Genomic DNA, 25,102 nt, shown 5'->3' with positions numbered 1-25,102 from the left:
AGGCTACGCAAATCACCGCAAAGAAGGCAGCAAACTTCGAATGGTAATTGAGTTCATAAGTTGATCAAGTTCAGGTATTTTGTGCTGGCCGCCCACCCACGCAATATAGTCCATAGGTCGAAACGGCCCAATTATTTTCGTTAACTGAGGTATCGAAACGAGGACGCGATCTTGAAAGGTTCTCCCAAACGAGATCGCCTCCGGGTCAATGGTTGGATCGGTAATCGAAACTTGTGTGCTGTGCCCGCTCGGAAACACAATGCTCAAAACTATCCCCTCCTTAAAAGATGATAGAAGGAAGACAAATCCCAATGGAATCGAGAGCGATTTCATAGGCGATTTCTCGCCTAGTCCCTGAAAATAAGACATCATGCGAATGTCGTGACTAGTTGACGGAATGTCAGATCGGCGCGTCCAGAGTAAGTTGCGTAATCGGTTCGTGTATTGAAGTCGTCCAAATCTCTCGCCGAGTAATCGATATCCAAACGCCAATGCAAGTTTAGCCAGAAATCGAATATCAAAAAGAAGGTCCAACTTCAATTCATGTCCTAGTCGTCCGCCTTTATCTAGTAGAGCTCTGATGAAATCCCTTTCACGTAGTGCAATCGCATCTTTCTTGCACAGTTTCCCTCCGGTTCGTGAATTTAACAGCTGATCTTCAATGTCGGAGTCTGCACCGAGGAAAATTGGCTCGTCTGAGAAATGAGCTGTAACCGATTTAAAATTGGAGAAAAGCCAATAGGGATGCGGAGATGCGTTGAAGGCATAAACTCGACTCGCCGCATCTTTCCTGCTGAGGAAAGGATCTCCGCCGGCCATTGCGTCGTAATCTTCGGGTTGTTTTGTATGTATGTGCCAAACTGTTCCGCCGTCTGGGCAAAGCCAGACTTCCACTTCTTCGTCCGGCCCAAATGTGATTTCCTTCGATTTTCCAAAGTAGGTCAAAGGAAATACGTTGCCTGATGCTTCATCGAAGTCCAGGCAATGCTGCCAAGCGCGATTTTCAATCGAGTTTTGAAAAAATCCCTTTGCAACTGGGGCGTCAACGAAACGGCCCATCAGGGAATTGCATTTGCGGCAAACCTCACGGGTGGTGGCGTCTGCGCATGTACCGTTACCGCCCATAAAGCGGGGAATAATGTGCTCAAGTGAAAAGTCTGCTGAAGCCTTGCGCTGCAAACAGTAGATGCAAATGCGGCCATGGTTCAGCGGGTTCTCTTTCACAGAACGAATGTGCTCCCCTTCTTAGTATTGGCCGCTCAATTTCCGCAACCCGCTATTGCGGGCTCTAATGATCTGTCCTTGAGAAAAAGTTCGAGTGTTTGGTCTTCCGCCTAAATCGCCTCGCCCCGTGCCAGCAGCGCCGCATTTCTGATGCCGTCGATATTTGCCTTGTAGCTTTCCATCGTGCCGCCCTTGAACACCGCGGAGCCGGCGACGAAGGCGTTGGCGCCGGCGGCGGCCAATTGGCCGGAGACCTTGTCGGTGACGCCGCCGTCGACTTCGATGTCGATCGGGCGGCCGGCGGTCATGGCGCGGATGTCCTGGATCTTGCCGATGGCCGAGGGGATGAAGGCCTGGCCGCCGAAGCCGGGATTGACCGACATCACCAGCACCAGATCGATCAGGTCGATGACATATTCGATGGCGCTGGCGGGCGTGCCGGGATTGAGCGAGACGCCGGCCTTCTTGCCGAGCGCGCGGATCGCCTGCAATGAGCGATGCAGATGCGGGCCGGCCTCGGCGTGGACGGTGATGTGGTCGCAGCCGGCCTTGGCGAAGGCTTCGAGATAGGGATCGCACGGCGCGATCATCAGATGGGCGTCGAAGATCTTCTTGGTATGCGGCCGCATCGCCTTGATGACGTCGGGGCCGTAGGAAATATTCGGCACGAAATGGCCGTCCATCACGTCGAGATGGATCCAGTCGCAGCCGGCCTGATCGACCGCGCGGACTTCTTCGCCGAGCTTGGAGAAATCCGACGCCAGGATCGAGGGCGCGATGACGAGGGGGCGGGGCGCGAACTGGGACATGGGCACGATTCCGGAATTGCGGGGAAATCCTCGCTAACATGCGCCCCCCGCCGGGGCAATGCGCGCCGGCAAAGGCCGGATTTTGCCGCGCTGCAACTGGCAAAATCTGCCGTGGCGGCAGAAATTTCCCGGTCGGCGGGCCGGCGCTTGCGGGAAAAGCCGAGTGTTTACAAGCGCACCTCGCATGGCACGGCGATTGCTAAGTAGCTGGTGATGAATATCGGCCGCGATCGGCGGCCTTTGGAGTTTCGCCATGCTAGCTGCGCTTCCTGCCATCAGCGCGATGTCATCGATGCTCGACGCGCTGACCGCGTCGTCGAAATCCAAGGCGACCACCGGCGTCAATGCCGGGGCGAAGAAGGAATTCAACCCGGCCGAGCTGATCTCGTCCGGCGATTCCACCTCGTCCACGAGCACCGGCAGCTCGACGGCATCGGGCGGGCTGTCGCCGGAAACCATGAGCGCGCTGCTGGCGATGCAGGGCCAGTCCAACACCACCTCGACGGCGTCGACAGAATCAGGCGGCACGGCCAGCCTGTCCGAAACACTCAAAGCCCTGTTCGGTGAACTCGACGCCAATTCCGACGGCAAGATCACCAAGGCGGAATTCGAGGACAAGCTCGGCGCCGGCGGCACCAATACGGCCGCGGCCGACAAGGTGTTCGGCAAGCTCGACACCGATGGCGACGGCTCGGTCAGCGCCAAGGAATTGGCGGCGGTGGTCAAGGGCCATGCGCATCACCGCAAGGCGGATGATTCCGGTACGGCCGGCAGTTCCGATCCGCTGCAAGCGTTGGCCGGCTCCTCCAGTTCGACCACGACCAACAGCGACGGCACCACCACCACGTCGTTGACCTATGCGGACGGCTCCAAGGTCTCGATGACATCGGCCGCCAGCAATTCGGCGTCGTCCAGCGCCAGTTCATCGTATAATTTCATCGAGAAACTGATCCAGCGCCAGGCCGACGCGGCCGCGAAGGCGTCCGGCTCCTCGGTCTCGGTCAGCGCGTAGCGTCCGACTAAGTCCAGCCTCGTCATTCCGGGGCGCGAACAGCGAAGCTGTGAGCGAACCCGGAACCTTGCGGTATGGCCGTGCGCGTCGCCGAGACCGGGCTCGCTCGCCTGCGGCTCGCGCCGCGGCAAGACGGCGCCTGCAAGCTCAGTAGCGATCCCGCCAGGCCGGCTGCGCGCCGGCAAAGGGCAGCGCGGTCGCCTCATAGACGCCGCGCGCGATCGCCCGCGCCACGGTGTTGGCTGCGAGCATCCCCAATTCGGTGAGCCCGACCAATGGGTCGATCGGCTTGGCGCCGGTCGCCGCGGCGAACACCACGTCGCCATCCAGCGGCGCATGCACCGGATAGATCGCCCGCGCCATCCCGGTCTGGGCGATCATCGCCAGCCGCTTGGCCTGCGGCTTGGTCAGCTGCGCATCGGTGACCACGGCGACCAGCGTGGTGCTCTCCTGCGCGGTGGCCACGCCCTTCAGCCGCATCGCCAGCATCGGCGGCGTGAAGGAGGGCGGCAGGCCATGGCCGCCGAATTCGCCATCCTGCTCGAACGGCGCGGCCCAGAACCACGGCCCATCGCCGACGGTGACGCTGCCGACCGCATTGACCACCGCAATTGCTGCGACCCGCACGCCGCCGGGCGTCTGCGCCGAGGCCGAGCCGAGCCCGCCCTTGAAATTCGCCGTGCTGGCGCCAAAGCCGGCGCCGACGCTGCCGAGCGCGAAATCGCGGCCCGCGGCCTTGGCGGCCGCATAGCCGAGGTCGCGATAGGGCGAGAACCGGCCCCATTGCTTGTCGCCGCCATTGATCATGTCGAACACCGCGGCGCCAGGCACGATTGGGATCGTCACGTTGCCGATCGCAAAGCCGCGGCCCTGCTCAGCCAGATAGGCCTGGGCGCCGCCGCCGGCATCGAGCCCGAAGGCCGAGCCGCCCGACAGCGTCAGGCCGTCGATCTGCTCCACGGTATTGACCGGCTCCAGCAGGCTGGCGTCGCGCACCGCCGGTCCGCCGCCGCGAATGTCGATTGAGGCCACCGCCGGCTGGTCGAACAGGATCGCAGTGACGCCGGAGGCTAGCGTTGCGTCGTCGGCATGCCCGACCCGGACGCCGGCGATATCGGTGAGCAGGTTTTTCATGTTTCAGCCCCGTTGCGGCGCAGATGAGCGCAGCGCCGGAACCCGGTCAAGCGTCACGCGCCATCACAACGTGCGGAGCAGCGGCGCGCCGGGTCTTGCGTCGCAGGGCGGGTGCGGTGCATCTAGCGCCATGATTCACGATGTCTCGATCCCCGCGGCGCTGATCGCCGGCCTGGTCAGCTTCCTGTCGCCCTGCGTGCTGCCGCTGGTGCCGCCATACCTGATCTATCTGACCGGCGCGACCATCGAGCATGTCGCCAGCGGCGAGCGCGATCAGACCTCCAGACGCGCGGTGATGATCTCGGCGCTGATGTTCGTGCTCGGCTTCTCGACCGTATTCGTGGCGCTGGGCGCCAGCGCCAGCCTGGTCGGCGGCTTGATCCGGGCCTGGTCGGCACAGCTGTCGATCGTCGCCGGCATCGTCATTATCCTGATGGGGCTGCATTTCCTCGGTCTGACCCGGATCGGCTTTCTGATGCGCGAAGGCCGGCTGCCGATCCCCAAGCCGGTCGGGCTATGGGGCGCTTATGTGATGGGGCTGGCTTTTGCGTTCGGCTGGACGCCGTGCATCGGTCCGATCCTGGCGGCGATCCTGTCGGTCGCCGCCGCCGAAGCCACCGTGACCAAGGGGGCGGGGCTGCTCGCGGTCTATTCCGCCGGTCTTGGGATTCCGTTTTTGCTCGCCGCCTTGATGGTCGAGCAATTCTCCAGCGTGTTTGCCCGGATGAAGAAGCATCTGGCCAATGTCGAGCGGGTGATGGGCGCCCTGATGATCCTGACCGGCATCGGATTTTTGACCGGCGCGGTGAGCAATGTCTCGATCTGGCTGCTGGAGACGTTTCCGTCGCTGGCGAATTTTGGATAGCGCGGTCTGCGCTTAGGCGGGGGACCACGGTCCACCTCGCTCAGCTGTTTGACCGCAACGCTCCACCAGCCTCTGACGTCATCCTCGGCGAAAGCGGAGGACCCAGTATTGCAGAGCGCCCGTGATCATTCCCCACGCTTCGGCGTACTGGGTCGCCCGCTTTCGCGGGCGATGACAGCAGGTCTGTATCGTCGGGCGCGTGCCTGTCGTCCCACGTCCCAGCAAAAAGACGCCCCGGCGAACCGGGGCGTCTGTCACTCATGATGGATGCCTTAGTCTCAGCCAGCGGCCTCAAATGGCGTTGTCTGATTTGGCCCTAGTTGATCTGGGCGTAGTTGCCCTTGGCGTCCCATTTGTAGACGACGTAGTCGATCACCTTGATGTCGCCCTTGGCGTCGAACGACAGCTTGCCGAGCACGGTATCCCAGGTGCCGGCCTTGATCTCCTTCATCACCTTCTTCGGATCGGTGGTCTTGGCCTTGGCGGCGGCCTGCGACCAGACCTGGAACGCGGCGTAGGTGTAGAGCGTGTAGCCTTCCGGATCGATGTTCTTGGCCTTGAACTTCTCGACGATCGCCTTGGCGGTCGGCTTCAGGCGCGGGTCGGGACCGAAGGTGAACAGCGTGCCCTCGGCGAGCGGGCCGGTGATCGAGGCGAACTCCTTGTCGTTCATGGCGTCGCCGGCCATCAGCACGGTCTTGAGGCCCTGTTCGCGCATCTGGCGCAGGATCAGGCCTGCTTCCTGGTGATAGCCACCGACGAATACCAGGTCGATATTGTCGCGCTTGAGTCGCGACACGATTGAATTGAAGTCCTTGTCACCCTTGTTGTAGGACTCGAACATTGCCTCCTTGAAGCCCGCCTTGTTCAGCGCCTTCTTGGTCTCATCGGCCAGACCCTTGCCGTAGGTGGTCTTGTCGTTGAGGATCGCGACATTCTTGCCCTTGAAGTTCTTGACGATGTAGTCGGCCGCAACCAGGCCCTGCTGATCGTCGCGGCCGCAGACCCGCAGCACGTTCCACAGCTTGCGCTCGGTGAACAGCGGGTTGGTCGAGGCCGGGGTGATCTGCAGCACGTTGCCGTCCGCATAGGCTTCCGAGGCCGGGATCGAGGACGACGAACAGAAATGGCCGGCGACGAACGGCACGTTGCTGCTGGCGATCTTTTCGGCGACCGAGCGCGCCTGCTTCGGATCGCAGGCATCGTCGCCGGTCTGCAGCGCCAGCTTCTTGCCGAGCACGCCGCCGGCGGCGTTGATATCGGCCACCGCCTGGTCGGCGCCGTTCTGCATCTGCCGTCCGAACGCGGATTCGCTGCCGGTCATCGGACCGGCGACGGCGACGTTGATGTCTTGCGCGAACGTCGGCGCCGAGAGCGCCAGCGAGGCACCAATTGCCAGTCCGAGGAGCTTGAGTGGTTTCATGAAACATTCCTTGCGATGAATTTGTCTGACGTCAGTTCGCGCCGGAGCGCTCCGGCCGCGAAGCTCGATACTATTGTCGGCTGATTTTCCGCCCAAGTCATCGCCATTTTTTACGCAACTTGTGATCCGATTGCAGCATCTTGCCGGGCGGGGCGCGAGATTACCGGCGATGGGGCGTGCCATCGGCGGGTCCGCCACTGCGGTCGTGCTTCCGGGGCGCGCAGCCGCAGGCCGAGCGAACCCGGTATCTCGCAGTAAGTGAGGCGCTGCAGCGCGGGCAAGAATCCGGGTTGGCTCGCCGCTCTCACGGCGCGGCCCCGGAATGATGACGATCGGCTCAGACGCTGCGGCCGCCTTCAAGATAGGCGGCGCGGATTTCCGGTCGTTTCAGTAACTCACTACCGCTGCCGCTCAGAGTGATCAGGCCATTGACCATGACGTAGCCGCGATGCGCCAGCCGCAGCGCGTGATTGGCATTCTGCTCGACGATCAGCACGGTGAGGCCGTCCTGCTTGTTGAGAATGCGAATCGCCTCGAAGATCTGCCGCGCGATCAGCGGCGCGAGGCCGAGCGAGGGTTCGTCGAGCAGCAGCAGCCGCGGCCGGCTCATCAGCGCGCGGCCGATCGCCAGCATCTGTTGCTCGCCGCCCGATAGCGTGCCGCCGCGCTGATCGAAACGTTCCTTGAGGCGCGGGAACAGGGTCAACACCCGCTCGAGACTGGCGGCGTGCTCGGCCTCGGAGCTTTCGGTGGCGTCGGCCCCCATCTGCAGATTTTCCGCCACGCTCATGCGCGGGAAGATCCGGCGGCCTTCGGGCGATTGCGCGATCCGCAACCGCGCGATCTGGTGCGTCGGCACCTCGGTAATGTCGGTGCCGTCATATTCGATGCGGCCGGCACGGGCGCGTGGCTTGCCGAAGATGGTCATCATCAGCGTCGATTTGCCGGCGCCGTTGGCGCCGATCAAAGCGACGATCTCGCCGGGCTTGATGTCGAGATCGACACCCTTCAGCGCTTCGATCTTGCCGTAGGACGCGTACAGGCCCTTGATGGCGAGCAGGGGGGCGCTCATAGCCCAAGCTCCTTCTCGACGGCGTCGACTTCGTCGTCGTCGACGCCCAGATAGGCGGCGATCACCTTCGGATCGTCGCGGATCGCCTGCGGCGCCGCGTCGGCGATCTTGACGCCGTAATCAAGCACGACGATATGGTCGGAAATCTCCATCACCACGCTCATGTCGTGTTCGATCAGCAGGATCGAGGTGCCGCGATCGGCGCGGATCGACAGCAGCAATTCGCTCAAGCTCGCACTTTCGCGGGCGTTGAGGCCGGCGGCCGGCTCGTCGAGGCAGAGCAGGGCCGGATCGGTACACATTGCGCGGGCGATCTCGAGCCGGCGCTGATCGCCATAGGGCAGGTTGCCGGCGGCGTCGTCGGCGCGATCGAGCAGGCCGATCTGCTTGAGCCAGAACCGCGCCTTTTCGATCGCGTCGGCTTCGGCCTTGCGCCAGGACGGCACGCCGAACAGGCCGAGAAAGGTCAGCCCCGAGGCGCGCATCAGCACGTTGTGCTGCGCCACCATCAGGTTTTCCAGCGCGGTCATGCCGGGGAACAGCCTGATGTTCTGGAAGGTGCGCGCGACCTTGGCGATCTTCGAGATCCTAAAATCGTTGAGCCGCTGCAACTGATAGGTTTTGCCGTCGTCATGGGTCAGCCGGATCGTTCCGGAGGTCGGCTTGTAGAAGCCGGTGATGCAGTTGAACACCGTGGTCTTGCCGGCGCCGTTGGGGCCAATCAGCGCGGTGATCTTGCCGCGCTGCGCGGCGAACGACGCGTCGTTGACGGCGACGATGCCGCCGAACCGCATCGACAGGTTTTCAACCTTGAGAATGTGATCGCTGCTCATCCGCGACCTTCCTTGACCACGTCGGATGAGATCGCCTGATTATGTTCGAGGAACACGGTCGGAGCACGATGGCCGATCAGGCCGCGCGGCCGCCAGATCATCAGCAGCACCATCGCCAGGCCGAACACCAGCATGCGGTATTGCTCGAGGCCGCGGAACAGTTCGAAGCCGCCGATCATCGCCAGCGCCGCCAGGGCGACGCCGAGCTGCGAGCCCATGCCGCCCAGCACCACGATCGCCAACACCAGCGCCGATTCCTGGAAGGTGAAGGATTCCGGCGAGATGAAGCCCTGCCGGGTGGCGAAGAAGGCGCCGGCGAAGCCGCCGAACATCGCGCCGGTGGCGAAAGCGGAGAGCTTGGTCGTGGTGGTGTTGATGCCGAGCGCGCGGCAGGCCACCTCGTCCTCGCGCAGCGCTTCCCAGGCGCGGCCGATCGGCAGCCGCCGCAGCCGGATCGTCGCCCAATTGGTCAGCAGCGCCAGCGCCAGGATCAGATAGAACAGGAACACGATGCGATGGGTCGGCGAATAGGCGATGCCGAGCAGGGCGGCGAGCCCATCATCGGAATTGTCGAGCGGAATCCCGAACAGCGTCGGCCGCGGAATCCCGCTGACGCCATTGGGGCCGCCGGTGAGATCCTGCCAATTGATGATGACCAGGCGGATGATCTCGCCGAACGCCAAAGTGACGATGGCGAGATAATCGCCGCGCAGCCGCAGCACCGGAAAGCCCAGCATCACGCCCCAGAACGCCGCCAGGATCCCGGCCAGCGGCAGGCAGACCCAGAACGACAGGTCGAAATTGGTCGCCAGCAGCGCGTAGGAATAGGCGCCGACGGCGTAGAACGCCACATAGCCGAGGTCGAGCAGGCCGGCGAGGCCGACCACGACGTTCAAGCCCCAGCCCAGCATCACATAGGTCAGTACCAGGATGCCGAGATCGAGGATGTAGCGCTGGTCGTAGAAGATCACCGGCACCAGGAAGGTGCCGATCAGCAGCACCGGGGCGATCGCGCGCCGCGCCAGCGCCAAGCCGCTGGTCACCCGCGCCGGCACCACCCGAATGGTTTCGACCGGGCCCCACCAGTGCCGCAGCAATTCGATCACGATGCTGCCCACGAACACGGTGCCGACCATCGCGGCGAGATCGCCGAACCGGGTCCAGTAGATCAGCTGGCCTTCGGGGCCGGCCTCGGTGCGAACGCCGATCATCAGCGAAAACAAAACCAGCGCCACCAGGGCGCTGATCAGGGCTTTTTGGAAAATGAACGCGGCGCCGAGACCGCGCTTGGCGGCGACGGCGGTGGCGGCGGCAGGAGCGAGCGGTGCCATGCGCGATCAGACTTTTTCGACTTCGGGCCGGCCGAGCAGGCCGGTCGGCATGAAGATCAGCACGATGATCAGGATCGAAAACGCCGCGACGTCCTTGTACTCGACCGAGAAATAGGCCGACCACATGGTCTCGATCAGGCCGATCAACAGCCCGCCCAGCATCGCGCCGGGCAGCGAGCCGATGCCGCCCAGCACCGCGGCGGTGAACGCCTTGATGCCGGCGACGAAACCCATGAAGAAGTCGACCAGGCCATAATACAGCAGATACATCATGCCGGCGACCGCGGCGAGCGCCGCGCCGATCACGAAGGTCATCGAGATGGTGCGGTCGACATCGACGCCGAGCAGTGCCGCCATGGTCTGGTCCTGCTCGCAGGCGCGCATGTCGCGGCCGAGCCGGGTCCGAGCCACCAGCCAGGTGAACACGGCCAACAGCACGATGGTGGTGATGACGACGACGATCTGCACGTTGGACAGCCGCACCACGAAGCCGTCGACGCTTTCGTGCAGCGTATAGCCGCCGGTGATGATCGGCGGCACCGGCTTGACCCGGGCGCCCTGCGCGATCTGCGAATAATTCATCAGCACGAACGACATCCCGATCGCCGACAGCATCGGCGCCAGCCGGAACGAATGCCGCAGCGGCCGATAGGCGATTCGCTCGACGGTCCAGCCATACAGCGCGGTGATCGCCATCGACACCAAGAGCACGATCAGCAGGATTACCGGCACGAAGGTGAGGCCGAGCGAAACCAGGATCAGAAAGCTGATCAGCGCGATGAAGCCGCCGATCATGAAGATGTCGCCATGAGCGAAATTGATCATGCCGACGATGCCATAGACCATCGTGTAACCGATCGCGATCAGCCCGTAGATCGAGCCGAGCACGAGGCCGTTGATGAGTTGCTGGGCGAAATAGTCCATGCGCTGCCACGTCAGAGGTTCGGGGAGGTCGTTTTCTTATGCAAGGCGGCCGCCGCTGTTGCGCAATGCGTGCCGCGCGGCGCAGGCCCCGGCAGTCGGAACGTCGCGCCACTCATCGTTCTCTAACAGTGTGAACCCAGAGCGGCAACTGCGCACCGCTGCTACTTTCCTCTGTGTTGCGCGCTGCGCTGTGGACAACATCGCAATGGTCCAGGCCTGATCGTCGTCGTGCGGTAACGGGGTGGATCCACGCCCGCGCACGGTGATGTGGCCGAGGTCGTAACTCAGTGCAGATTCGCCGCGCGAAGGATGTCCCATGGAGGAAATTGTAAGCAATTCCTGTGCCGACATCGGCGAGTTCCAATGGTTTCGAGCCGTTAAGGTTAATAAAGTGTTTAGATTGCCGCTCATGGTTGAGCGGGTTTAGCTCGCTTGGTCCGCCGGCGCCGCGATGGAGTTGCCGCGGCGCGTGCGAGACTTCCTGATGAAGACGGACTGGCGAATCAGCACATTCAACGGCGCGCTGCTGGCGGCCTATTTCATCCCGACCTGGGTGATCGTGGCCGTCAAGATCATTATCTCGCCGTTCCATGGCCTCTACGACCGGCCGAATATCGCGGTGGCGCTGTTCATCAGCGATTATCTGCATCTGTCCGCGGCCGGCACGATCCGGATGGCGTGGCTGCTGGCGCTGGGCAAGCTCACGGTGGCGGCGTTCTTCGCGGTGTTCGTGGTGCTGACCACAAGGGCGTCGATCCGCAAGACCGGCGGCTGCGACGAGGCGTTGGCTTTCGCGCTGACCATCGGCAGCGTCATCAGCTTCGCCAGCATGCTGATGGCATCGCAGGTCGGCGAGCTCGCGGCGGTTCGGCTGCACGCCGCCGAATTGATGCTGCTGCTCGGCACCGCGATCCTGCTGCTGGTCGAGCCGCCGTTCCATTCCGAATCGGCCGGCGAGCCGCAGGCCGCCGCGACCTGGCCGGCAGAGCCGCCGGCAACGCAGTCCGCGGACTATCCGTCGGCCCGGCATAGCTCCTGACGATTGAGCGATGCGCCGCGTGGATCCCGTGGTCGCGGTGGGTGTCGGACCGTGCGGCCTGTGCATTGCAGCGATGCTTTTGCTTTTTCCGCCGGCGTGCTTAACTGTCGCCAACGGGTCGCAGGTCAAGGCGGCACCACACCGGGGAGGAATTCCATGGCCATGACGATGAGCGGCGAAGTCCAGCTGACCGCGCCGCGCGAGGCGGTTTGGACCGCGCTCAACGATCCCGAAATTCTCAAGGCCTGCATCCCCGGCTGCGAGGAGCTGGAAAAGACCGAAGACACCGAAGGCTTTCGCGCGGTCGCCAAATTGAAGGTCGGGCCGGTGTCGGCGCGCTTCAAGGGTCGCGTGACGCTCACCGATCTCGATCCGCCCAATGGCTACAAGATCACCGGGGAAGGCGAGGGCGGCGTCGCCGGCTTCGCCAAGGGCGGCGCGGTGGTCGGCCTGACCGACAAGGATGGCGGCACGCTGTTGTCCTATGACGTCGAGGCCCATATCGGCGGCAAGCTGGCGCAGCTCGGGCAGCGGCTGATCAACGGATCGGCCAAGAAGCTCGCCGATGAATTCTTCGCCAATTTTTCCAAGGCCGTGCAGCCCGACGCCGAGGCGATCAAGACTGCTTGATCGCGCTGGCGCCGGCCGGATCGCCCGTCCGGGTTGCGGCGTGCGAGGTTGCTCATTGCCGGTATGACCCATAATATGCATTTTGGAATGATTTAAAATGACGTTCCGCTGTGCAACGCGGCGGCACGAATAAAGAGAGGGCCGATGGCCAAGATTTCCCTGATCGTGAATGGCGCTCCGGTGACCGCGAATGTCGATCCCCGTACACTGCTGGTCCAATTCCTGCGCGAGAATCTGCGGCTGACCGGCACCCATGTCGGTTGCGACACCTCGCAATGCGGCGCCTGCGTCGTGCATCTCGACGGCAAGGCAGTGAAATCCTGCACCACGCTGGCGGTGATGGCCGACGGCCATGAGGTCACCACCATCGAGGGGCTGGCCGCCGATGGCGCGCCGCTGCATCCGATGCAGGAGGCGTTTCGCGAACATCACGGGCTGCAATGTGGCTTCTGCACTCCCGGCATGATCATGACGGCGGTCGACCTGGTGCATCGCAAGGGCCACGAGCTGTCCGACCACACCATCCGTGAGGAGCTCGAGGGCAATCTGTGCCGCTGCACCGGCTACCAGAACATCGTGCTGTCGATCGCGGCCGGCGCAAAGGCGATGGCGAATTCCGATCCCGCATAGCCACGCCTGGCCCAAGCGAATCCCCGCGGACTTTCCAAGGACCCTGCATGTACGACTTCAAATATCATCGTCCGGCGACCGTGCGGCAGGCCGCCAACCTGCTGGTCAAGAATGAAGACGCCAAGCTGATCGCCGGCGGCCATACGCTGCTGCCGGTGATGAAGCAGCGGCTGGCGGCGCCGCCGCATCTGGTCGACCTGTCGCATATCGACGGGCTCGGCGGCATCGAGATCAAGGGCCGCTCGCTGGTGATCGGCGCCACCGCCAAGCACGCCGAAGTCGCGACCTCGGCAATCGTCGGCGAGGCGATCCCGGCGCTGGCCGAACTGGCGTCGCTGATCGGCGACCCCGCGGTGCGCCACAAGGGCACCATCGGCGGCTCGCTCGCCAATAACGATCCGACCGCCGATTATCCCGCCGCGGTGCTGGCGCTCGGCGCCACCATCGTCACCAACAAGCGCAAGCTGAAGCCGGAAGAGTTTTTCCAGGGCCTGTTCACCACCGCGCTCGAGCCCGACGAGATCATCGTCAAGGTTCAGTTCCCGATCCCGAAAAAGGCCGCCTATATCAAATTCCGCAACCAGGCCTCGCGTTACGCGCTGGTCGGGGTGTTCGTCGCCAGGCGGCCGTCGGATGTGCGCGTCACCGTCACCGGCGCCGGCGCCGAAGGCGTGTTCCGGGTCACCGCCTTCGAGGAGGCGCTCAAGGCGCGCTTCAATGCCAAGTCGCTCGACGGAATCCATGTCTCGCATGACGACCTCAACAGCGATCTGCACGGCAGCGCCGAATATCGCGCGCATCTGATTTCGGTGCTGGCGAAACGCGCGGTCGACGCCGCCAACGGCAAGGCCTGACCTTGCGATCGGTCCTGCCATGACCCATTCGGCGCCCGCTTCGGTCGAAGCCACGCTGGAAATGTTGACCAGCCGCGGCTATCTCGCCGAACGTTCGCTCGCGACCGTGCTGTTCCTGGCGCTGCGGATGGGCCGGCCGCTGTTTCTCGAAGGCGAGGCCGGGGTCGGCAAGACCGAGATCGCCAAGGTGCTGTCGGCTTCGCTCGGCCGCAAGCTGATCCGGCTGCAATGCTATGAGGGCCTCGACGTCGCCTCCGCGGTCTATGAATGGAATAGCGCCGCGCAGATGATCGCGATCAGGCTCGCCGAGGCCGCCGGCGACACCGATCGCGAGCAGCTGTCCAGCGACATCTTCGCCGAGCGCTATCTGATCAAGCGGCCGCTGCTGCAGGCGCTGGAGCCGGATACGGGCGGCGCCCCGGTGCTGCTGATCGACGAGCTCGACCGCGCCGACGAGGCCTTCGAGGCCTATCTTTTGGAAATCCTCTCCGACTTCCAGGTGACGATCCCGGAATTCGGCACCATCAAGGCGCCAAGCCCGCCGATCGTGATCGTGACCTCGAACCGCACCCGCGAGATCCACGACGCGCTGAAGCGCCGTTGCCTGTATCACTGGGTCGATTATCCCGACGCCGCGCGCGAATTGGCGATCGTCAAATCCCGCGTGCCGGGGATCTCGGCGAAACTGTCGCAACAGGTGGTGGCCTTCGTGCAGGCGTTGCGCGAACAGGATTTCTACAAATCGCCCGGCGTCGCCGAAACGCTCGACTGGGCCACCGCATTGACCGAACTCGACGCCCGCGCGCTGACCGCCCAGGTGGTCGGCGACACGCTCGGCGCGCTGTTGAAATACCAGGACGACATCGCCAAGATGCAGGGCCCGGCGCTGGACAAGGTGCTGAAGGAAGCCACCAGCGATTAGTTGGGCAGCTTCGGTCGGAATTTTGCCGCTGCTTCGCGGCACCGGAAGCGCGCCCCCTCTCCCGCTTGCGGGGGAGGGTTGGGGAGGGGGCGAAACGGGCGCCTTCCTCCCGGCTTCCCCCACCCCAGCCCTCCCCCGCAAGCGGGGGAGGGAGCAGTCCGTCGCTGGTGATGTGATCGATTCTAACACGAGCAGTCCGCCCCATGACCGACATCGATCACCTCAATCCGCCGACCGGGCAGATGGCCGACAATGTGATCGGCTTTGCCCGGGCGTTGCGGGCGGCGGGGCTGCCGGTCGGGCCGGGGGCGGTGATCGATGCGCTCAATGCGATCCAGCTGATCGAGATCGGCAACCGCGCCGATCTGTTCGCCACGCTGCAGGCGGTGTTCGTCAAACGCCATGAACATGCATTGATCTTCGCCCAGGCCTTCGACCTGTTCTTCCGCGCCGCGGAGGACTGGAAGCACATGCTGGATTCGATCCCGCTGCCCGACCACGCCAAGAAGAAGCCGAAGCCGGCGTCGCGCCGGGTCCAGGAGGCGCTGTCGCAACCCGCGGTGCAGGACGTGCCGGCGGCGCAGGAGCAGGAATTGCGGCTGTCGGTGTCCGACAAGGAGATCCTGCAGAAGAAGGACTTTGCGCAGATGAGCGCCGCGGAGATCGCGCAGGTCACCCGCGCCATCGCCAACATGCGATTGCCGCAGGCGGAATTGCGCACGCGGCGGTTTCAGCCCGATCCGCGCGGCCTGAAGCTCGATCTGCGCCGCACGCTGCGCGGCAGTCTGCGCACCGGCGGCGACATCGTCGATATCCGCCGGCTCGGCCTGATCGACAAGCCGGCGCCGATCGTGGCGCTGCTCGATATCTCCGGCTCGATGAGCGAATACACCAGGCTGTTCCTGCATTTCCTGCACGCCATCACCGACGCCAGGAAGCGCGTCTCGGTGTTCCTGTTCGGCACCAGGCTCACCAATGTCACCCGCGCGTTGCGGGCGCGCGATCCCGACGAGGCGCTGGCGAGCTGCACCTCGGCGGTCGAGGATTGGGCCGGAGGCACAAGGATTTCGGCGTCGCTGCACGCCTTCAACAAGCAATGGGCGCGCCGCGTGCTCGGCCAGGGCGCCATCGTGCTCTTGATCTCCGACGGGCTGGAGCGCGAGGCCGACGGCAAGCTGGCCTTCGAGATGGACCGGCTGCATCGCTCCTGCCGCCGGCTGATCTGGCTCAATCCGCTGTTGCGGTTCGGCGGCTTCGAGGCCCGCGCCCAGGGCATCAAAATGATGCTGCCGCACGTTGACGAATTCCGCCCGGTACATAATTTGACATCGATGGCGGCGCTGATCGCGGCGCTGTCGTCGGTGCCGCCGCCGCATCATTTCAGCGCGATCCGACCCGCCGCGTGAATTTTTTCAACGCGTGAATTTTGGAAAGAGGCTCCGATGCTCAATCGCGATCAGGACATTCTGCAGGCGGCCGAGGACTGGCATAAGGCCGGCCATGGCGTTGCTCTCGCCACCGTGGTCGAGACCTGGGGCTCGGCGCCGCGCCCGGCCGGCTCCAGCCTGGTCATCAATGATGACGGCACCTTCCTTGGTTCGGTCTCTGGCGGCTGCGTCGAGGGCGCGGTCGTCACCGAAGCGCTCGACGTGATCGCCAGCGGCCAGCCGAAGCTGCTGGAATTCGGCGTCGCCGACGAGGCGGCGTGGCAGGTCGGGCTGTCTTGCGGCGGCACCATCCGGGTGTTCGTCGAGAAGGTGGGCGCGTGAACCTCGCAACGCTCACCGAGCTCAATGCCGAGCGCGCCGCGCGCCGCCCGGCGATCGTCGTCACCGACACCGCCACCGGCGAGCAGCGGCTGGTCAAGGCTTCCGAGATCGCCGCCGATCCGCTGTCCGCCGAATTGAGCAAGCAATTGCGGATGGGCAAGAGCGCCAGCATCGAGGTTGACGGCAACAAGCTGTTTCTCAACGTCCACGCGCCAACCGCGCGGCTGGTCATCGTCGGCGCGGTGCATATCAGCCAGGCGCTGGCCCCCTTGGCGCGATCGCTGGATTACGACGTCACCGTGGTCGATCCGCGCACCGCCTTTGCCAGTCCGGAGCGCTTTCCCGACGTGCCGCTGATCGCCGAATGGCCCGACGTCGCGCTGCCGCCGCTCGCCATCGATCCCTACACCGCCTTCGTGGCGCTGACCCATGATCCGAAAATCGACGATCCGGCGCTGCTGCACGCCTTCGCGCGCGACTGTTTCTATATCGGTGCGCTGGGCTCGCGGAAGACCCACGCCAAGCGCGGCGAGCGTCTGAAGGCGCAGGGCGCCAGCGACGTCGATATCGCCAGGATCCACGCGCCGATCGGGCTCGCGATCGGCGCGGTGTCGCCGTCCGAGATCGCGGTGTCGATCATGGCGGAGATCACCGCGACGCTGCGGCTGCCGAAAGCGAGCGCGGCGTGAAGTTCGGCCCGGTGGCTCCGGCGGATGCGATCGGCGGCGTCACCGTGCATACGCTGCGGCAGGGATCGCTGCTGCTGAAGAAGGGCACCACGATTGGGCCCGCCGAAGTCGACGCGCTGGCGGCCGCCGGCGTCGACCAGATTGTGGTGGTGCAGCTCGAAACCGGCGATGTCTCCGAGGACGTTGCGGCGGCGGACGTCGCCGGCGCGGTCGCGGGCGACGGCGTCGATGTCGAGCGCGCTTTCACTGGCCGCGCCAATCTGTTCGCCGCGCAGGCCGGCGTGCTGGTGATCGAGCGCGCGATTGTCGACCGCATCAATGGCGTCGACGAATCCATTACCTTTGCGACGCTGCCGGCGTTCAAGCCGGTGGTCGCGGGCGAGATGATCGCCACCGTAAAGATCATTCCGTTCGGCGTTGCCGGCACGCTGCGTGACGCTGCCGTCGCGGCGGCCGCCGGCGGCGCGCTGCGCATCGCGCCATTCGTGATCAGCCGCGTCGGCGTGGTGTCGACGCAACTGCCCGGGCTGGCGCCGAAGGTGATCGAGAAGACGCTGCGAGTGACCGCGGAGCGGCTGGCGCCGGCGGGTGCGGCGATCATCGCCGAGCGCCGCGTGGCGCATGACCAGGCCGCGCTGGCGGCGGCGATCGAGGAGTTGATCGGGCTCGGCGCCGAGCTCGTCATCGTGTTCGGCGCCTCGGCGATCGCCGACCGCCGCGACGTGATTCCGGCGGCGATCGAGGGCATCGGCGGCGCCATCGCGCATTTCGGCATGCCGGTCGATCCCGGAAATTTGCTGCTGATCGGCAGCGCGTCCGGCGTGCCGGTGCTGGGCGCGCCGGGCTGCGCCCGCTCGCCGGTGGAAAACGGCTTCGACTGGGTGTTGATGCGGCTGCTCGCCGGCCTCGAGGTGACGCGCCAGGATATCACCGGCTTGGGGGTCGGTGGGTTGTTGATGGAAATCGTCACGCGGCCGCAGCCGCGCCTGCCGGTCGCGGACGGCAACCGCGACGTCGCGGCGATCATTCTGGCCGCCGGTCGCTCGACCCGGATGGGCGGGCCGAACAAGCTGCTGGCTGAACTCAACGGCAAGGCACTGGTGCGGATCGTCGCCGAGCGGGTGCTGGCGTCGAAGGCCTCCAGCGTCATCGTCGTCACCGGGCATCAAGCCGACAAAGTCGAAGCGGCGCTGCACGGGTTGAAAGTGCGGGTCGTGCACAATCCGGATTTTGCCGAGGGCCTGGCGAGCTCGGTGAAGGCCGGGATCGCCGCGGTGCCGGCGAGCGCCGATGGCGCGGTGGTGTGCCTGGGCGACATGCCGCTGATCGATAGCGAACTGCTCGACCGGCTGATCGCGGCCTTCGCGCCGGATCGCGGCAGCCTGATCGCGGTGCCGGTCAGCGACGGCCGCCGCGGCAATCCGGTGTTGTGGTCGCGGCGGTTCTTCGCCGAACTGATGACGCTCGACGGCGACATCGGCGCGCGGCATCTGATCGCCAAGCACAGCGAGGCGGTCGCCGAGGTGCCGGTCGAGGGACGCGGCGCCTTTCTCGACATCGACACCCCGCAGGCGCTGGAACAGGCTCAGCGCGGCTGAGCCTGTCGGCGCGTTGGCGTCGCGCTGTCGCGACGGTCGAACTACTTGCGGTCTGTGGTGTTCGACAGCTTCTCGCTGGGCGCGGTCGGCGCGGCGTCCTTCGCCATCAGCTTGGTTTTGTCGCCGCTGCCATAGGTGAAGGTGTCGGCCCCGGCGCTGATCCCGTTCCAGGCCACCGGCTCGGCCAGCGACAGCAGCCACAGCCCCTGGAATCCGGCGTCGTTCTTCAATTGGCCGGTCCAGACCGTGGTCGAGCTGCAACCGGCAAAATTGACCGAAAAGCTGATCGCCGTGCCGGTGCTGCCCAATGCGAGCCAGCCTGTCATCGGCTGGGCCGTGCCTGAGTCGCAGCTGTTGGCTGCGTTGTTGGTGTAGGTGCCGGCGATGGCGCCGGTGTTCTGGTTGAAGCTGGTGACGGCGAGAGTCGAGCCATATTGATTGGTCCAGGTCCAGATCGCCTGCGCCTGAGCCGCGACGGAGAGCGTCAGCCAGATACATGCCGACGCCAGAATTCCCAAAAATGTCCTGATGATCGGTCGCATTGCCAACTCCATTCGACGGTTGGATGGAAACTACTTATAAATTAGTCGCGCCAAAAATACAACCATAGGATGCGTAGGCGGATACCGACGATCAGGGAACATTCACCAAGTTGAAACTCCCTGTCGGTTAGGCTGGGGCAGGGATAGCCTCGGGGGGAGGGGATTTTGACGATTTTGCTGGCTTCGCGCCGTTGCGCGGCGTTTGTCGTTGCCACGATCATGGCCTTGTCGATCACCACATTGATAGCGACGCCGTTGCATGCCGCTGGCGCCTTCGCGATCGGCAAATGCGGCGCCTATGGCCAGGCGTTCGACTACCAGGTCGAGGCCGCCGCGATCTCCGAGGCGCAAAAGCAGTGCAGGGGCGATTGCGCGATGCTCACCATGAAGCGCGCCTGCGCGGCCTTGGCCATCGACATGACCAATCCCTGCGGCGCCCATGGCTATGCGGTGAGGCCGAAGATCTCCAGTTCGCTCAATGCCGCGACCAAGAAGTGCTACGAATTCGGCGGCAAGGAATGCGTGATCCGCGCCTGGGCCTGCGACGCCAAGGGCTGATCTCGCTACGTCTTCGATCCCGGCGACGCCTTGGTCTGCGGTTGGTCTTCCTCGCGGCATCGCGTCCCGGTGGTCTGATCGGTGAGGCGCGCGCACTGCGTGCGTGTCCGGTTGCGCATGACCCCATCAATCAGCGCCGATTCTGGGCGACATTCCCTCCGCGCGCCGGTGCGGATCGTCAGCGGGCCAAGTCTGCGCTGACGCCGCGGCCCATTTGTTCTCGGAGCCAACGGCCTGTGCCGCGCCTGTTATCGCACTGTTAGGCATCGCAAGGCAGGAAGCCGCCGCAGGTCGATGCATAAAGGTAAATTCAACTTGATGCCTCTCATCTGAACATTCAATCCGGATGAGACATTGCAGCAACCGCTTGACCATATCGCCACGCAGCCCGCGGATCGCGACCGGCGCCGCACCGGAGACCCGCGATCTATCGCTGCGGCGGCGCAGACCAGAACGCAGCAGCGGCGGGCGCTGGTAGCGATCCTGGTGCTGAATTTCGCCGCGATCGGCATCGATGTCGGCGTCCTTGACGAGCATCTGGCGATCGCGGTCGCATTGCGTCTGATGCTGGTGTTCCCGATCGTCCTGCTTGGGCTTGCTCTCAATTGCTGGTCGGCAAACACGTCGCTGCAAGCGACCGTCAATGCCGTCGCGGTGGTGGTCTGCATCGCCTCGGTTGCGGCGATCGGCGAGGTCTCGCCGGAGCCGTTCGCCGGCCGCTACATGATGGCCGCGCAGTTCTTCATCTTCACGTCGGCGCTGTTATCGGGGCTGCCGTGGCGCCATACCCAGATCATGACCGTCGCGGCGACCGGTGCCTATGCGCTGATCGTCGCCACCGGGCTGCAATGGCCGCCGAAATGGGCGAACCTTGACCTTGTCGGTTTCGGCATTGTGATGGGCGCGATGGCGCTGCGGGTCAGGAAACGGAAGGACGAGCAGATTGCCGAACTGGAGCTGATCCGCAGCAATGACGCGCAGTTGAAGAAACAGCTCCGCGAAGCCAGTGAATCCCTGGGTCGGCTGTCCACCACGGATTCGCTGACCGGCGCGTTCAATCGGCGCTACCTCGACGAATTGATCGCGCATGGCGCCAACTCGGTCGTGCCGTCGCTCGGTCAGGGCGTGCTGATGGTCGATGTCGATCACTTCAAGCTGTTCAACGATCACAGCGGCCATGCCGCGGGCGACCGCTGTCTGCAGCAGATTGTCGCCACAATCCGCGACAATGTGCGGCCGTCCTGCGACATCGTCGTGCGCTATGGCGGCGAGGAATTCGCCGTCATCCTGCCCGGCATGGACGAAGCCGAGCTGCGCCACGCCGCCGAGCGTCTATGCCGCGTGGTCAGCGATTTGAAGATCCCGCATCCCGGGCTCGGCGAGCGCGGCATCGTCACCATCAGCATCGGCGCCTCGGTTGCGGCGCCCGACGAAAGCCTCGCCGAGGCGCTGGAACGCGCCGATCAATTGCTCTACCGCGCCAAGCAGGGTGGGCGAAATCAGGTGACCACCTGACGGACGAGATTCCGGCTTGATTATGACTGACCGGTCAGTCATAACGAAAAAATGAAAATTCCAGCGAACAAGCGAGGCAGATCGCCGACCCGGTCGGCCATCGGCCGGGCCGGAGTCAACCCCCAGCCCGGACGCGAGGCGGCCGCCGCGTCGCCGTCATCACGCGCCACGCGCGCGGCCGAGCGCCGCGCCGCGATCATCGACGCGGGGCTCGCGGAATTCACCGCGCGGGGCTATGCGGCGACCCGGCTCGAGGACGTGGCCAAGCGCGCCGGTGTCGCCAAGGGGACGATCTATCTGCACTTCACCGACAAGGAAGCCCTGTTCCAGGAATTGATCCGCACCGCCTTGGTGCCGGTGGTCAACCGGCTCACCCTGCTGCCGCCGCCCGGCGCGACGGTGCGCGCCACGCTGGAGCACTTCGCCGAATCCTTCGTGCGCGAGGTGGTGCAGACCGATCGCGGCGACCTTTTGCGCCTGATCATGGCGGAGGGGCCGCGTTTCCCGTCCCTTGCCGAATTCCACTATCGCGAGGTGGTCGAGCGCGGCCTCGCCGGAATGCGCAAGCTGATCGAATGCGGCGTGGCGCGCGGCGAAATCCGCCATCAGGCGCTGGCGGAGTTTCCCCAGCTCGTGGTCGCGCCGGCGCTGCTGGCGGTGGTCTGGCAGGGCCTGTTCGCCCGCCACGCGCCGCTCGACGCGCTGGCGATGCTGCGGGTTCATATCGCGCTGCTGTTCGGCGAACGGAGTACGCCATGACGCTGCAACCCATCCTCCACGCCGTCATCGGCGTTGCGACGCTGGCGCTGCTGGCCGGCTGCGGCAAGCCGGATGACGGCGCCTATCAGGGCTGGGTCGAGGCCGACATGATTTTCGTCAGTCCCGACGAGGCCGGCCGCGTCACCCGGCTCGACGTCCGCGAGGGCGACGAGGTCAAGCCTGGCGAGCCGCTCTATGCGGTCGATGATGATTTGCAGCAGGCCGACCTTAACCAGAACCAGGCGACGCTGGCCAATGCCCGGCAGACTTATGAGCGCGCCGAGGCGCTGCGCAGGACCGGCTCCGGAACCCAGGCCAGCCTCGACTCCGCGGTGTCGGCGCTGCGCGTCGCCGAGGCGCGCGTGGAAACCTCGCAGACCCGGCTGCGGCGGCGCAACGCCTTCGCGCCGGTCGGCGGCAACATCCAGCAGATCTATTTCCGCGTCGGCGAGATGGTGCCGGCGCAAAAGCCGGTGCTGTCGATCCTGCCGCCCGGCAACATGAAGGTGAGGTTCTTCGTCGCCGAGCCGGACCTGCCGAAGCTCAAAGTCGGCGACGAGGTTCGCGTCAGTTGTGACAATTGCGCCGCCGATCTCACCGCGACGATCTATTTCATCGCGACCACGGCCGAATACACCCCGCCGGTGATCTACAGTCTCGAGGAGCGCAGCAAGCTGGTGTATCTGATCCAGGCCCGCCCCAGCAAACCCGCCAGCCTGCGCGTCGGCCAGCCGGTCACGGTGCGGCTCGGTGCCGCCAGCACCCCGATGGCGAAGCGATGAGCGAAGCCGCCGACATCGCCATCGACGTCTCCGGCCTGTCGAAATCCTTCAACGGCCGCGAGGTGGTGCACGATCTGTCGATGCAGGTGAAGCGCGGCGCCATTTACGGCTTCCTCGGCCCCAATGGCTCCGGCAAGACCACCACGATCCGGATGCTGTGCGGATTGCTGACGCCGGATAGCGGGCAGGGCACCTGCCTGGGCTACGACATCACCCGCGACGCCGACAAAATCAAGCGGCTGGTCGGCTATATGACGCAGCGCTTCAGCCTGTATCAGGACCTGTCGGTGCGCGAAAATCTGGAATTCGTCGCCAGGCTCTATGGCGTGCCCGACGCGCGCAATGCCGCGCGCGAGATGATCAAGCGGCTCGGCCTGTCCGGCCGCGAGGAGCAGCTTGCCGGCGAACTCTCCGGCGGCTGGAAGCAGCGGCTGGCGCTTGGCGCCTGCACCCTGCCGAACCCGCAATTGCTGCTGCTAGACGAGCCGACCGCCGGCGTCGACCCGAAGGCACGGCGGGATTTCTGGAACGAGATTCACGGGCTGGCCGCCGAAGGCCTCACCGTGCTGGTCTCGACCCACTATATGGACGAGGCCGAGCGCTGCCATGAAATTGCGTATATCGCCTATGGCCATCTGCTGATCCACGGCACCGTCGACGAGGTGATCGCCAAATCCGCGCTGACGACTTACGTGGTGAGCGGCGATCAGCTCAATACGCTGGCGAGCGACCTGACCGGCAGGCCGGGCGTCGACATGGTGGCGCCGTTCGGCTCCAGCCTCCACGTCTCCGGCCGCGACCACGCCGCGCTGGAGGCGGTGGCGGCAAGCTATCGCGATCATCAGGGGCAGCACTGGCAGCCCGGCGCGCCGTCGCTCGAGGACGTGTTCATCGATCTGATGAGCCGCTCGACGGATAATTTCCAATGAGCGCCGCAGATTCCACGGCCAGCGGGCGTCAGCCGCCGCCACCGAAGATGCGGTTCGGCTTCCTGCGCCGCACCTATGCGATGCTGGTCAAGGAACTGATCCAGCTGCGGCGCGATCGGCTCACCTTCGCGATGATCATCGTGATCCCGGTGATGCAATTGCTACTGTTCGGCTACGCCATCAACACCACGCCGCGGCATCTGCCGACCGCGGTGCTGCTGCAGGAGGACAGCGACCTCGGCCGCTCGATCCTGAAGGCGCTGGAGAATACCGCTTACTTCAAATTCACCCAGGAGGTGCACAGCGCCGCCGAATTCGACGCGCTGTTACTGTCCGGCAAGGTGCTGTTCGGCGTCGAGATTCCGCAAGGCTTCGAGCGCGCGGTGCGCCGGGGTGACAGGCCGGCGCTGCTGGTCGCAGCCGACGCCACCGATCCGGTCGCCGCGGGCTCGGCCCTTTCGGCGCTGGGCCAGATCGTGCAGACCGCGCTGCTGCACGACCGTGTCGCCGGCGAGCCGGCGCAGCCGCCGTTCGAGATCCGCGCCCATGCCCGCTACAATCCGGCCGGATCGTCGCGGCTCAATATCGTCCCCGGCCTGGTCGGCACCATCCTGACCATGACCATGCTGATCTTCACCGCGCTGTCGGTGACCCGCGAGATCGAGCGCGGCACCATGGAGAATCTGTTGTCGATGCCGATCACCCCGGTCGAAGTGATGCTCGGCAAGATCCTGCCCTATGTGATGGTCGGCTTCATCCAGGCCACGCTGATCCTCGGCATCGGCGTGTTGCTGTTCGGGGTGCCGCTCCTCGGCAGCCTTTTGATGCTGGCGCTGCTGTCGACGCTGTTCATCACCACAAATCTGGCGATCGGCTACACCTTCTCGACGCTGGTGCAGAATCAGCTGCAGGCGATGCAGGCGTCGATGATGTTCTTTCTGCCGAGCATGCTGCTGTCCGGCTTCATGTTCCCGTTCGCCGGGATGCCGCAGTGGGCGCAATATGTCGGCGAATGCCTGCCGCTGACGCATTACCTGCGGATCGTGCGCGCCATCATGCTGAAGGGCTCGACCCTGGAAAACCTGCGCTACGACACGCTGGCGCTGGCCGCCCTGATGCTGGTGGCGATGACCATCGCGGTGACGCGATTCCGGCGCACGCTGGATTAGCGCCTGCTGAGATGATGTGCCCACCTGATCAGGCTTGCGGTCATTCCGGGGTGCGAGCCCGCAGGGCGACCGAACCCGGAATCTTGCGGC

At 64.7% G+C, this 25,102-nt stretch carries 27 protein-coding genes; 17 read left to right on the top strand and 10 right to left on the bottom strand.

Translation table 11 applies throughout. The annotated features are described in order from the left end of the window. Positions 1–12: 12 nt before the first annotated feature. Positions 13–1,224: an HNH endonuclease gene (locus tag RBJ75_RS11860; RefSeq protein WP_160297933.1), complete on the bottom strand. Its 1,212-nt coding sequence runs from the start codon at positions 1,222–1,224 to the stop codon at positions 13–15. Positions 1,225–1,334: 110 nt separating this feature from the next. Then, positions 1,335–2,033, bottom strand: a complete 699-nt coding sequence (rpe, locus tag RBJ75_RS11855) for a ribulose-phosphate 3-epimerase (RefSeq protein WP_276156834.1) — start codon at positions 2,031–2,033, stop codon at positions 1,335–1,337. A gap of 253 nt (positions 2,034–2,286) precedes the next feature. Here rpe and RBJ75_RS11850 point away from each other — a divergent pair, with 253 nt between their 5' ends. Further along, positions 2,287–3,045 carry an EF-hand domain-containing protein gene (locus tag RBJ75_RS11850; RefSeq protein ID WP_044405468.1) on the top strand — a complete coding sequence of 253 codons (759 nt, stop codon included), beginning with the start codon at positions 2,287–2,289 and terminating at the stop codon, positions 3,043–3,045. A 147-nt stretch (positions 3,046–3,192) separates the two neighbouring features. Here RBJ75_RS11850 and RBJ75_RS11845 read toward each other — a convergent pair whose 3' ends face one another. Further along, a complete protein-coding gene (locus RBJ75_RS11845) occupies positions 3,193–4,179 on the bottom strand; it encodes a P1 family peptidase (protein ID WP_044405465.1) in 987 nt (328 codons plus the stop codon). Positions 4,180–4,309: 130 nt separating this feature from the next. Here RBJ75_RS11845 and RBJ75_RS11840 point away from each other — a divergent pair, with 130 nt between their 5' ends. Continuing rightward, entirely contained in the window at positions 4,310–5,044 is a 735-nt protein-coding gene (locus tag RBJ75_RS11840; protein ID WP_044405462.1) for a cytochrome c biogenesis CcdA family protein, read from the top strand. Positions 5,045–5,360: 316 nt separating this feature from the next. On the opposite strand, the gene RBJ75_RS11835 is transcribed toward RBJ75_RS11840, so the two are convergent. The 6 genes from RBJ75_RS11835 to RBJ75_RS11810 form a co-directional block, all read right to left on the bottom strand. Next, positions 5,361–6,467 carry a branched-chain amino acid ABC transporter substrate-binding protein gene (locus tag RBJ75_RS11835; protein ID WP_044405459.1) on the bottom strand — a complete coding sequence of 369 codons (1,107 nt, stop codon included), beginning with the start codon at positions 6,465–6,467 and terminating at the stop codon, positions 5,361–5,363. A 337-nt stretch (positions 6,468–6,804) separates the two neighbouring features. Beyond that, positions 6,805–7,539: an ABC transporter ATP-binding protein gene (locus RBJ75_RS11830; RefSeq protein WP_044405456.1), complete on the bottom strand. Its 735-nt coding sequence runs from the start codon at positions 7,537–7,539 to the stop codon at positions 6,805–6,807. After that, the gene (locus RBJ75_RS11825; protein ID WP_044405453.1) at positions 7,536–8,372 is read right to left on the bottom strand and encodes an ABC transporter ATP-binding protein; all 837 of its coding nucleotides are present in this window, start codon (positions 8,370–8,372) and stop codon (positions 7,536–7,538) included. The genes RBJ75_RS11830 and RBJ75_RS11825 overlap by 4 nt, the downstream gene beginning before the upstream one ends. Further along, the gene (gene livM / locus RBJ75_RS11820; protein WP_044405450.1) at positions 8,369–9,703 is read right to left on the bottom strand and encodes a high-affinity branched-chain amino acid ABC transporter permease LivM; all 1,335 of its coding nucleotides are present in this window, start codon (positions 9,701–9,703) and stop codon (positions 8,369–8,371) included. Before livM ends, RBJ75_RS11825 begins: the two co-directional genes overlap by 4 nt. A 6-nt stretch (positions 9,704–9,709) precedes the next feature. Further along, positions 9,710–10,627, bottom strand: a complete 918-nt coding sequence (locus RBJ75_RS11815; RefSeq protein ID WP_044405447.1) for an ABC transporter permease subunit — start codon at positions 10,625–10,627, stop codon at positions 9,710–9,712. A gap of 36 nt (positions 10,628–10,663) precedes the next feature. Continuing rightward, positions 10,664–10,978 carry a hypothetical protein gene (locus RBJ75_RS11810; RefSeq protein ID WP_152647577.1) on the bottom strand — a complete coding sequence of 105 codons (315 nt, stop codon included), beginning with the start codon at positions 10,976–10,978 and terminating at the stop codon, positions 10,664–10,666. Positions 10,979–11,111: 133 nt separating this feature from the next. On the opposite strand from RBJ75_RS11810, the gene RBJ75_RS11805 reads away from it, so the two are divergent. From RBJ75_RS11805 to RBJ75_RS11765, 9 genes are all read left to right on the top strand, one after another. Continuing rightward, positions 11,112–11,666 carry a hypothetical protein gene (locus RBJ75_RS11805; protein WP_044405445.1) on the top strand — a complete coding sequence of 185 codons (555 nt, stop codon included), beginning with the start codon at positions 11,112–11,114 and terminating at the stop codon, positions 11,664–11,666. 156 nt (positions 11,667–11,822) lie between these two features. Continuing rightward, positions 11,823–12,296: an SRPBCC family protein gene (locus RBJ75_RS11800; protein WP_044405443.1), complete on the top strand. Its 474-nt coding sequence runs from the start codon at positions 11,823–11,825 to the stop codon at positions 12,294–12,296. Positions 12,297–12,440: 144 nt separating this feature from the next. Further along, complete coding sequence (locus tag RBJ75_RS11795) at positions 12,441–12,926, top strand: (2Fe-2S)-binding protein (protein WP_276156833.1); 486 nt, start codon at positions 12,441–12,443, stop codon at positions 12,924–12,926. Positions 12,927–12,973: 47 nt separating this feature from the next. Then, a complete protein-coding gene (locus tag RBJ75_RS11790; protein ID WP_044418128.1) occupies positions 12,974–13,780 on the top strand; it encodes an FAD binding domain-containing protein in 807 nt (268 codons plus the stop codon). Positions 13,781–13,799: 19 nt separating this feature from the next. After that, positions 13,800–14,702 carry an AAA family ATPase gene (locus RBJ75_RS11785; RefSeq protein WP_044418130.1) on the top strand — a complete coding sequence of 301 codons (903 nt, stop codon included), beginning with the start codon at positions 13,800–13,802 and terminating at the stop codon, positions 14,700–14,702. A 203-nt stretch (positions 14,703–14,905) separates the two neighbouring features. Then, positions 14,906–16,108: a vWA domain-containing protein gene (locus RBJ75_RS11780; protein ID WP_044418641.1), complete on the top strand. Its 1,203-nt coding sequence runs from the start codon at positions 14,906–14,908 to the stop codon at positions 16,106–16,108. 36 nt (positions 16,109–16,144) lie between these two features. After that, complete coding sequence (locus RBJ75_RS11775; protein ID WP_276156346.1) at positions 16,145–16,471, top strand: XdhC family protein; 327 nt, start codon at positions 16,145–16,147, stop codon at positions 16,469–16,471. Next, entirely contained in the window at positions 16,468–17,160 is a 693-nt protein-coding gene (locus RBJ75_RS11770; protein ID WP_044419229.1) for an XdhC family protein, read from the top strand. Before RBJ75_RS11775 ends, RBJ75_RS11770 begins: the two co-directional genes overlap by 4 nt. Then, on the top strand, positions 17,157–18,758 hold the full coding sequence (locus RBJ75_RS11765) for a molybdopterin-binding/glycosyltransferase family 2 protein (protein ID WP_317529012.1): 1,602 nt from the start codon (positions 17,157–17,159) through the stop codon (positions 18,756–18,758). The genes RBJ75_RS11770 and RBJ75_RS11765 overlap by 4 nt, the downstream gene beginning before the upstream one ends. Positions 18,759–18,799: 41 nt before the next feature. On the opposite strand, the gene RBJ75_RS11760 is transcribed toward RBJ75_RS11765, so the two are convergent. Then, entirely contained in the window at positions 18,800–19,300 is a 501-nt protein-coding gene (locus RBJ75_RS11760) for an avidin/streptavidin family protein (RefSeq protein WP_152647833.1), read from the bottom strand. 219 nt (positions 19,301–19,519) lie between these two features. Here RBJ75_RS11760 and RBJ75_RS11755 point away from each other — a divergent pair, with 219 nt between their 5' ends. The 6 genes from RBJ75_RS11755 to RBJ75_RS11730 all read left to right on the top strand — a co-directional run bounded on the left by RBJ75_RS11755 (position 19,520) and on the right by RBJ75_RS11730 (position 25,012). Further along, the gene (locus RBJ75_RS11755) at positions 19,520–19,858 is read left to right on the top strand and encodes a DUF4189 domain-containing protein (protein ID WP_044416000.1); all 339 of its coding nucleotides are present in this window, start codon (positions 19,520–19,522) and stop codon (positions 19,856–19,858) included. 354 nt (positions 19,859–20,212) lie between these two features. Beyond that, complete coding sequence (locus RBJ75_RS11750) at positions 20,213–21,373, top strand: sensor domain-containing diguanylate cyclase (RefSeq protein ID WP_276156344.1); 1,161 nt, start codon at positions 20,213–20,215, stop codon at positions 21,371–21,373. A 51-nt stretch (positions 21,374–21,424) separates the two neighbouring features. After that, complete coding sequence (locus tag RBJ75_RS11745) at positions 21,425–22,132, top strand: TetR/AcrR family transcriptional regulator (protein ID WP_080900943.1); 708 nt, start codon at positions 21,425–21,427, stop codon at positions 22,130–22,132. Then, the gene (locus tag RBJ75_RS11740; RefSeq protein ID WP_044408231.1) at positions 22,129–22,914 is read left to right on the top strand and encodes an HlyD family secretion protein; all 786 of its coding nucleotides are present in this window, start codon (positions 22,129–22,131) and stop codon (positions 22,912–22,914) included. The genes RBJ75_RS11745 and RBJ75_RS11740 overlap by 4 nt, the downstream gene beginning before the upstream one ends. Beyond that, positions 22,911–23,843 (top strand): ABC transporter ATP-binding protein, encoded by a 933-nt coding sequence (locus RBJ75_RS11735; protein ID WP_044408228.1) that lies wholly within the window; start codon positions 22,911–22,913, stop codon positions 23,841–23,843. The genes RBJ75_RS11740 and RBJ75_RS11735 overlap by 4 nt, the downstream gene beginning before the upstream one ends. Beyond that, positions 23,840–25,012 carry an ABC transporter permease gene (locus RBJ75_RS11730; protein ID WP_044408225.1) on the top strand — a complete coding sequence of 391 codons (1,173 nt, stop codon included), beginning with the start codon at positions 23,840–23,842 and terminating at the stop codon, positions 25,010–25,012. Before RBJ75_RS11735 ends, RBJ75_RS11730 begins: the two co-directional genes overlap by 4 nt. Positions 25,013–25,102 lie beyond the last annotated feature (90 nt).

The organism is Rhodopseudomonas sp. BAL398, assembly GCF_033001325.1.
GTDB lineage: Bacteria > Pseudomonadota > Alphaproteobacteria > Rhizobiales > Xanthobacteraceae > JARJEH01.
The sequence above is the reverse complement of the archived record's forward strand: the minus strand, read 5'-3'. Positions and strand labels throughout refer to the sequence as shown.

Excerpts from the sequence above, each read along its gene's own strand:
- RBJ75_RS11740 (WP_044408231.1), top strand. The coding sequence starts at position 22,129 with ATGACGCTGCAACCCATCCTCCACGCCGTCATCGGCGTTGCGACGCTG.
- RBJ75_RS11735 (WP_044408228.1), top strand. The coding sequence starts at position 22,911 with ATGAGCGAAGCCGCCGACATCGCCATCGACGTCTCCGGCCTGTCGAAA.
- rpe (WP_276156834.1), bottom strand. The coding sequence starts at position 2,033 with ATGTCCCAGTTCGCGCCCCGCCCCCTCGTCATCGCGCCCTCGATCCTG.
- RBJ75_RS11850 (WP_044405468.1), top strand. The coding sequence starts at position 2,287 with ATGCTAGCTGCGCTTCCTGCCATCAGCGCGATGTCATCGATGCTCGAC.
- RBJ75_RS11835 (WP_044405459.1), bottom strand. The coding sequence starts at position 6,467 with ATGAAACCACTCAAGCTCCTCGGACTGGCAATTGGTGCCTCGCTGGCG.
- RBJ75_RS11815 (WP_044405447.1), bottom strand. The coding sequence starts at position 10,627 with ATGGACTATTTCGCCCAGCAACTCATCAACGGCCTCGTGCTCGGCTCG.
- RBJ75_RS11780 (WP_044418641.1), top strand. The coding sequence starts at position 14,906 with ATGACCGACATCGATCACCTCAATCCGCCGACCGGGCAGATGGCCGAC.
- RBJ75_RS11730 (WP_044408225.1), top strand. The coding sequence starts at position 23,840 with ATGAGCGCCGCAGATTCCACGGCCAGCGGGCGTCAGCCGCCGCCACCG.
- RBJ75_RS11760 (WP_152647833.1), bottom strand. The coding sequence starts at position 19,300 with ATGCGACCGATCATCAGGACATTTTTGGGAATTCTGGCGTCGGCATGT.
- RBJ75_RS11805 (WP_044405445.1), top strand. The coding sequence starts at position 11,112 with ATGAAGACGGACTGGCGAATCAGCACATTCAACGGCGCGCTGCTGGCG.
- RBJ75_RS11810 (WP_152647577.1), bottom strand. The coding sequence starts at position 10,978 with ATGTCGGCACAGGAATTGCTTACAATTTCCTCCATGGGACATCCTTCG.
- RBJ75_RS11840 (WP_044405462.1), top strand. The coding sequence starts at position 4,310 with ATGATTCACGATGTCTCGATCCCCGCGGCGCTGATCGCCGGCCTGGTC.
- RBJ75_RS11790 (WP_044418128.1), top strand. The coding sequence starts at position 12,974 with ATGTACGACTTCAAATATCATCGTCCGGCGACCGTGCGGCAGGCCGCC.
- RBJ75_RS11795 (WP_276156833.1), top strand. The coding sequence starts at position 12,441 with ATGGCCAAGATTTCCCTGATCGTGAATGGCGCTCCGGTGACCGCGAAT.
- RBJ75_RS11755 (WP_044416000.1), top strand. The coding sequence starts at position 19,520 with ATGGCCTTGTCGATCACCACATTGATAGCGACGCCGTTGCATGCCGCT.
- RBJ75_RS11845 (WP_044405465.1), bottom strand. The coding sequence starts at position 4,179 with ATGAAAAACCTGCTCACCGATATCGCCGGCGTCCGGGTCGGGCATGCC.
- livM (WP_044405450.1), bottom strand. The coding sequence starts at position 9,703 with ATGGCACCGCTCGCTCCTGCCGCCGCCACCGCCGTCGCCGCCAAGCGC.
- RBJ75_RS11745 (WP_080900943.1), top strand. The coding sequence starts at position 21,425 with ATGAAAATTCCAGCGAACAAGCGAGGCAGATCGCCGACCCGGTCGGCC.
- RBJ75_RS11775 (WP_276156346.1), top strand. The coding sequence starts at position 16,145 with ATGCTCAATCGCGATCAGGACATTCTGCAGGCGGCCGAGGACTGGCAT.
- RBJ75_RS11800 (WP_044405443.1), top strand. The coding sequence starts at position 11,823 with ATGGCCATGACGATGAGCGGCGAAGTCCAGCTGACCGCGCCGCGCGAG.
- RBJ75_RS11830 (WP_044405456.1), bottom strand. The coding sequence starts at position 7,539 with ATGAGCGCCCCCCTGCTCGCCATCAAGGGCCTGTACGCGTCCTACGGC.
- RBJ75_RS11825 (WP_044405453.1), bottom strand. The coding sequence starts at position 8,372 with ATGAGCAGCGATCACATTCTCAAGGTTGAAAACCTGTCGATGCGGTTC.
- RBJ75_RS11785 (WP_044418130.1), top strand. The coding sequence starts at position 13,800 with ATGACCCATTCGGCGCCCGCTTCGGTCGAAGCCACGCTGGAAATGTTG.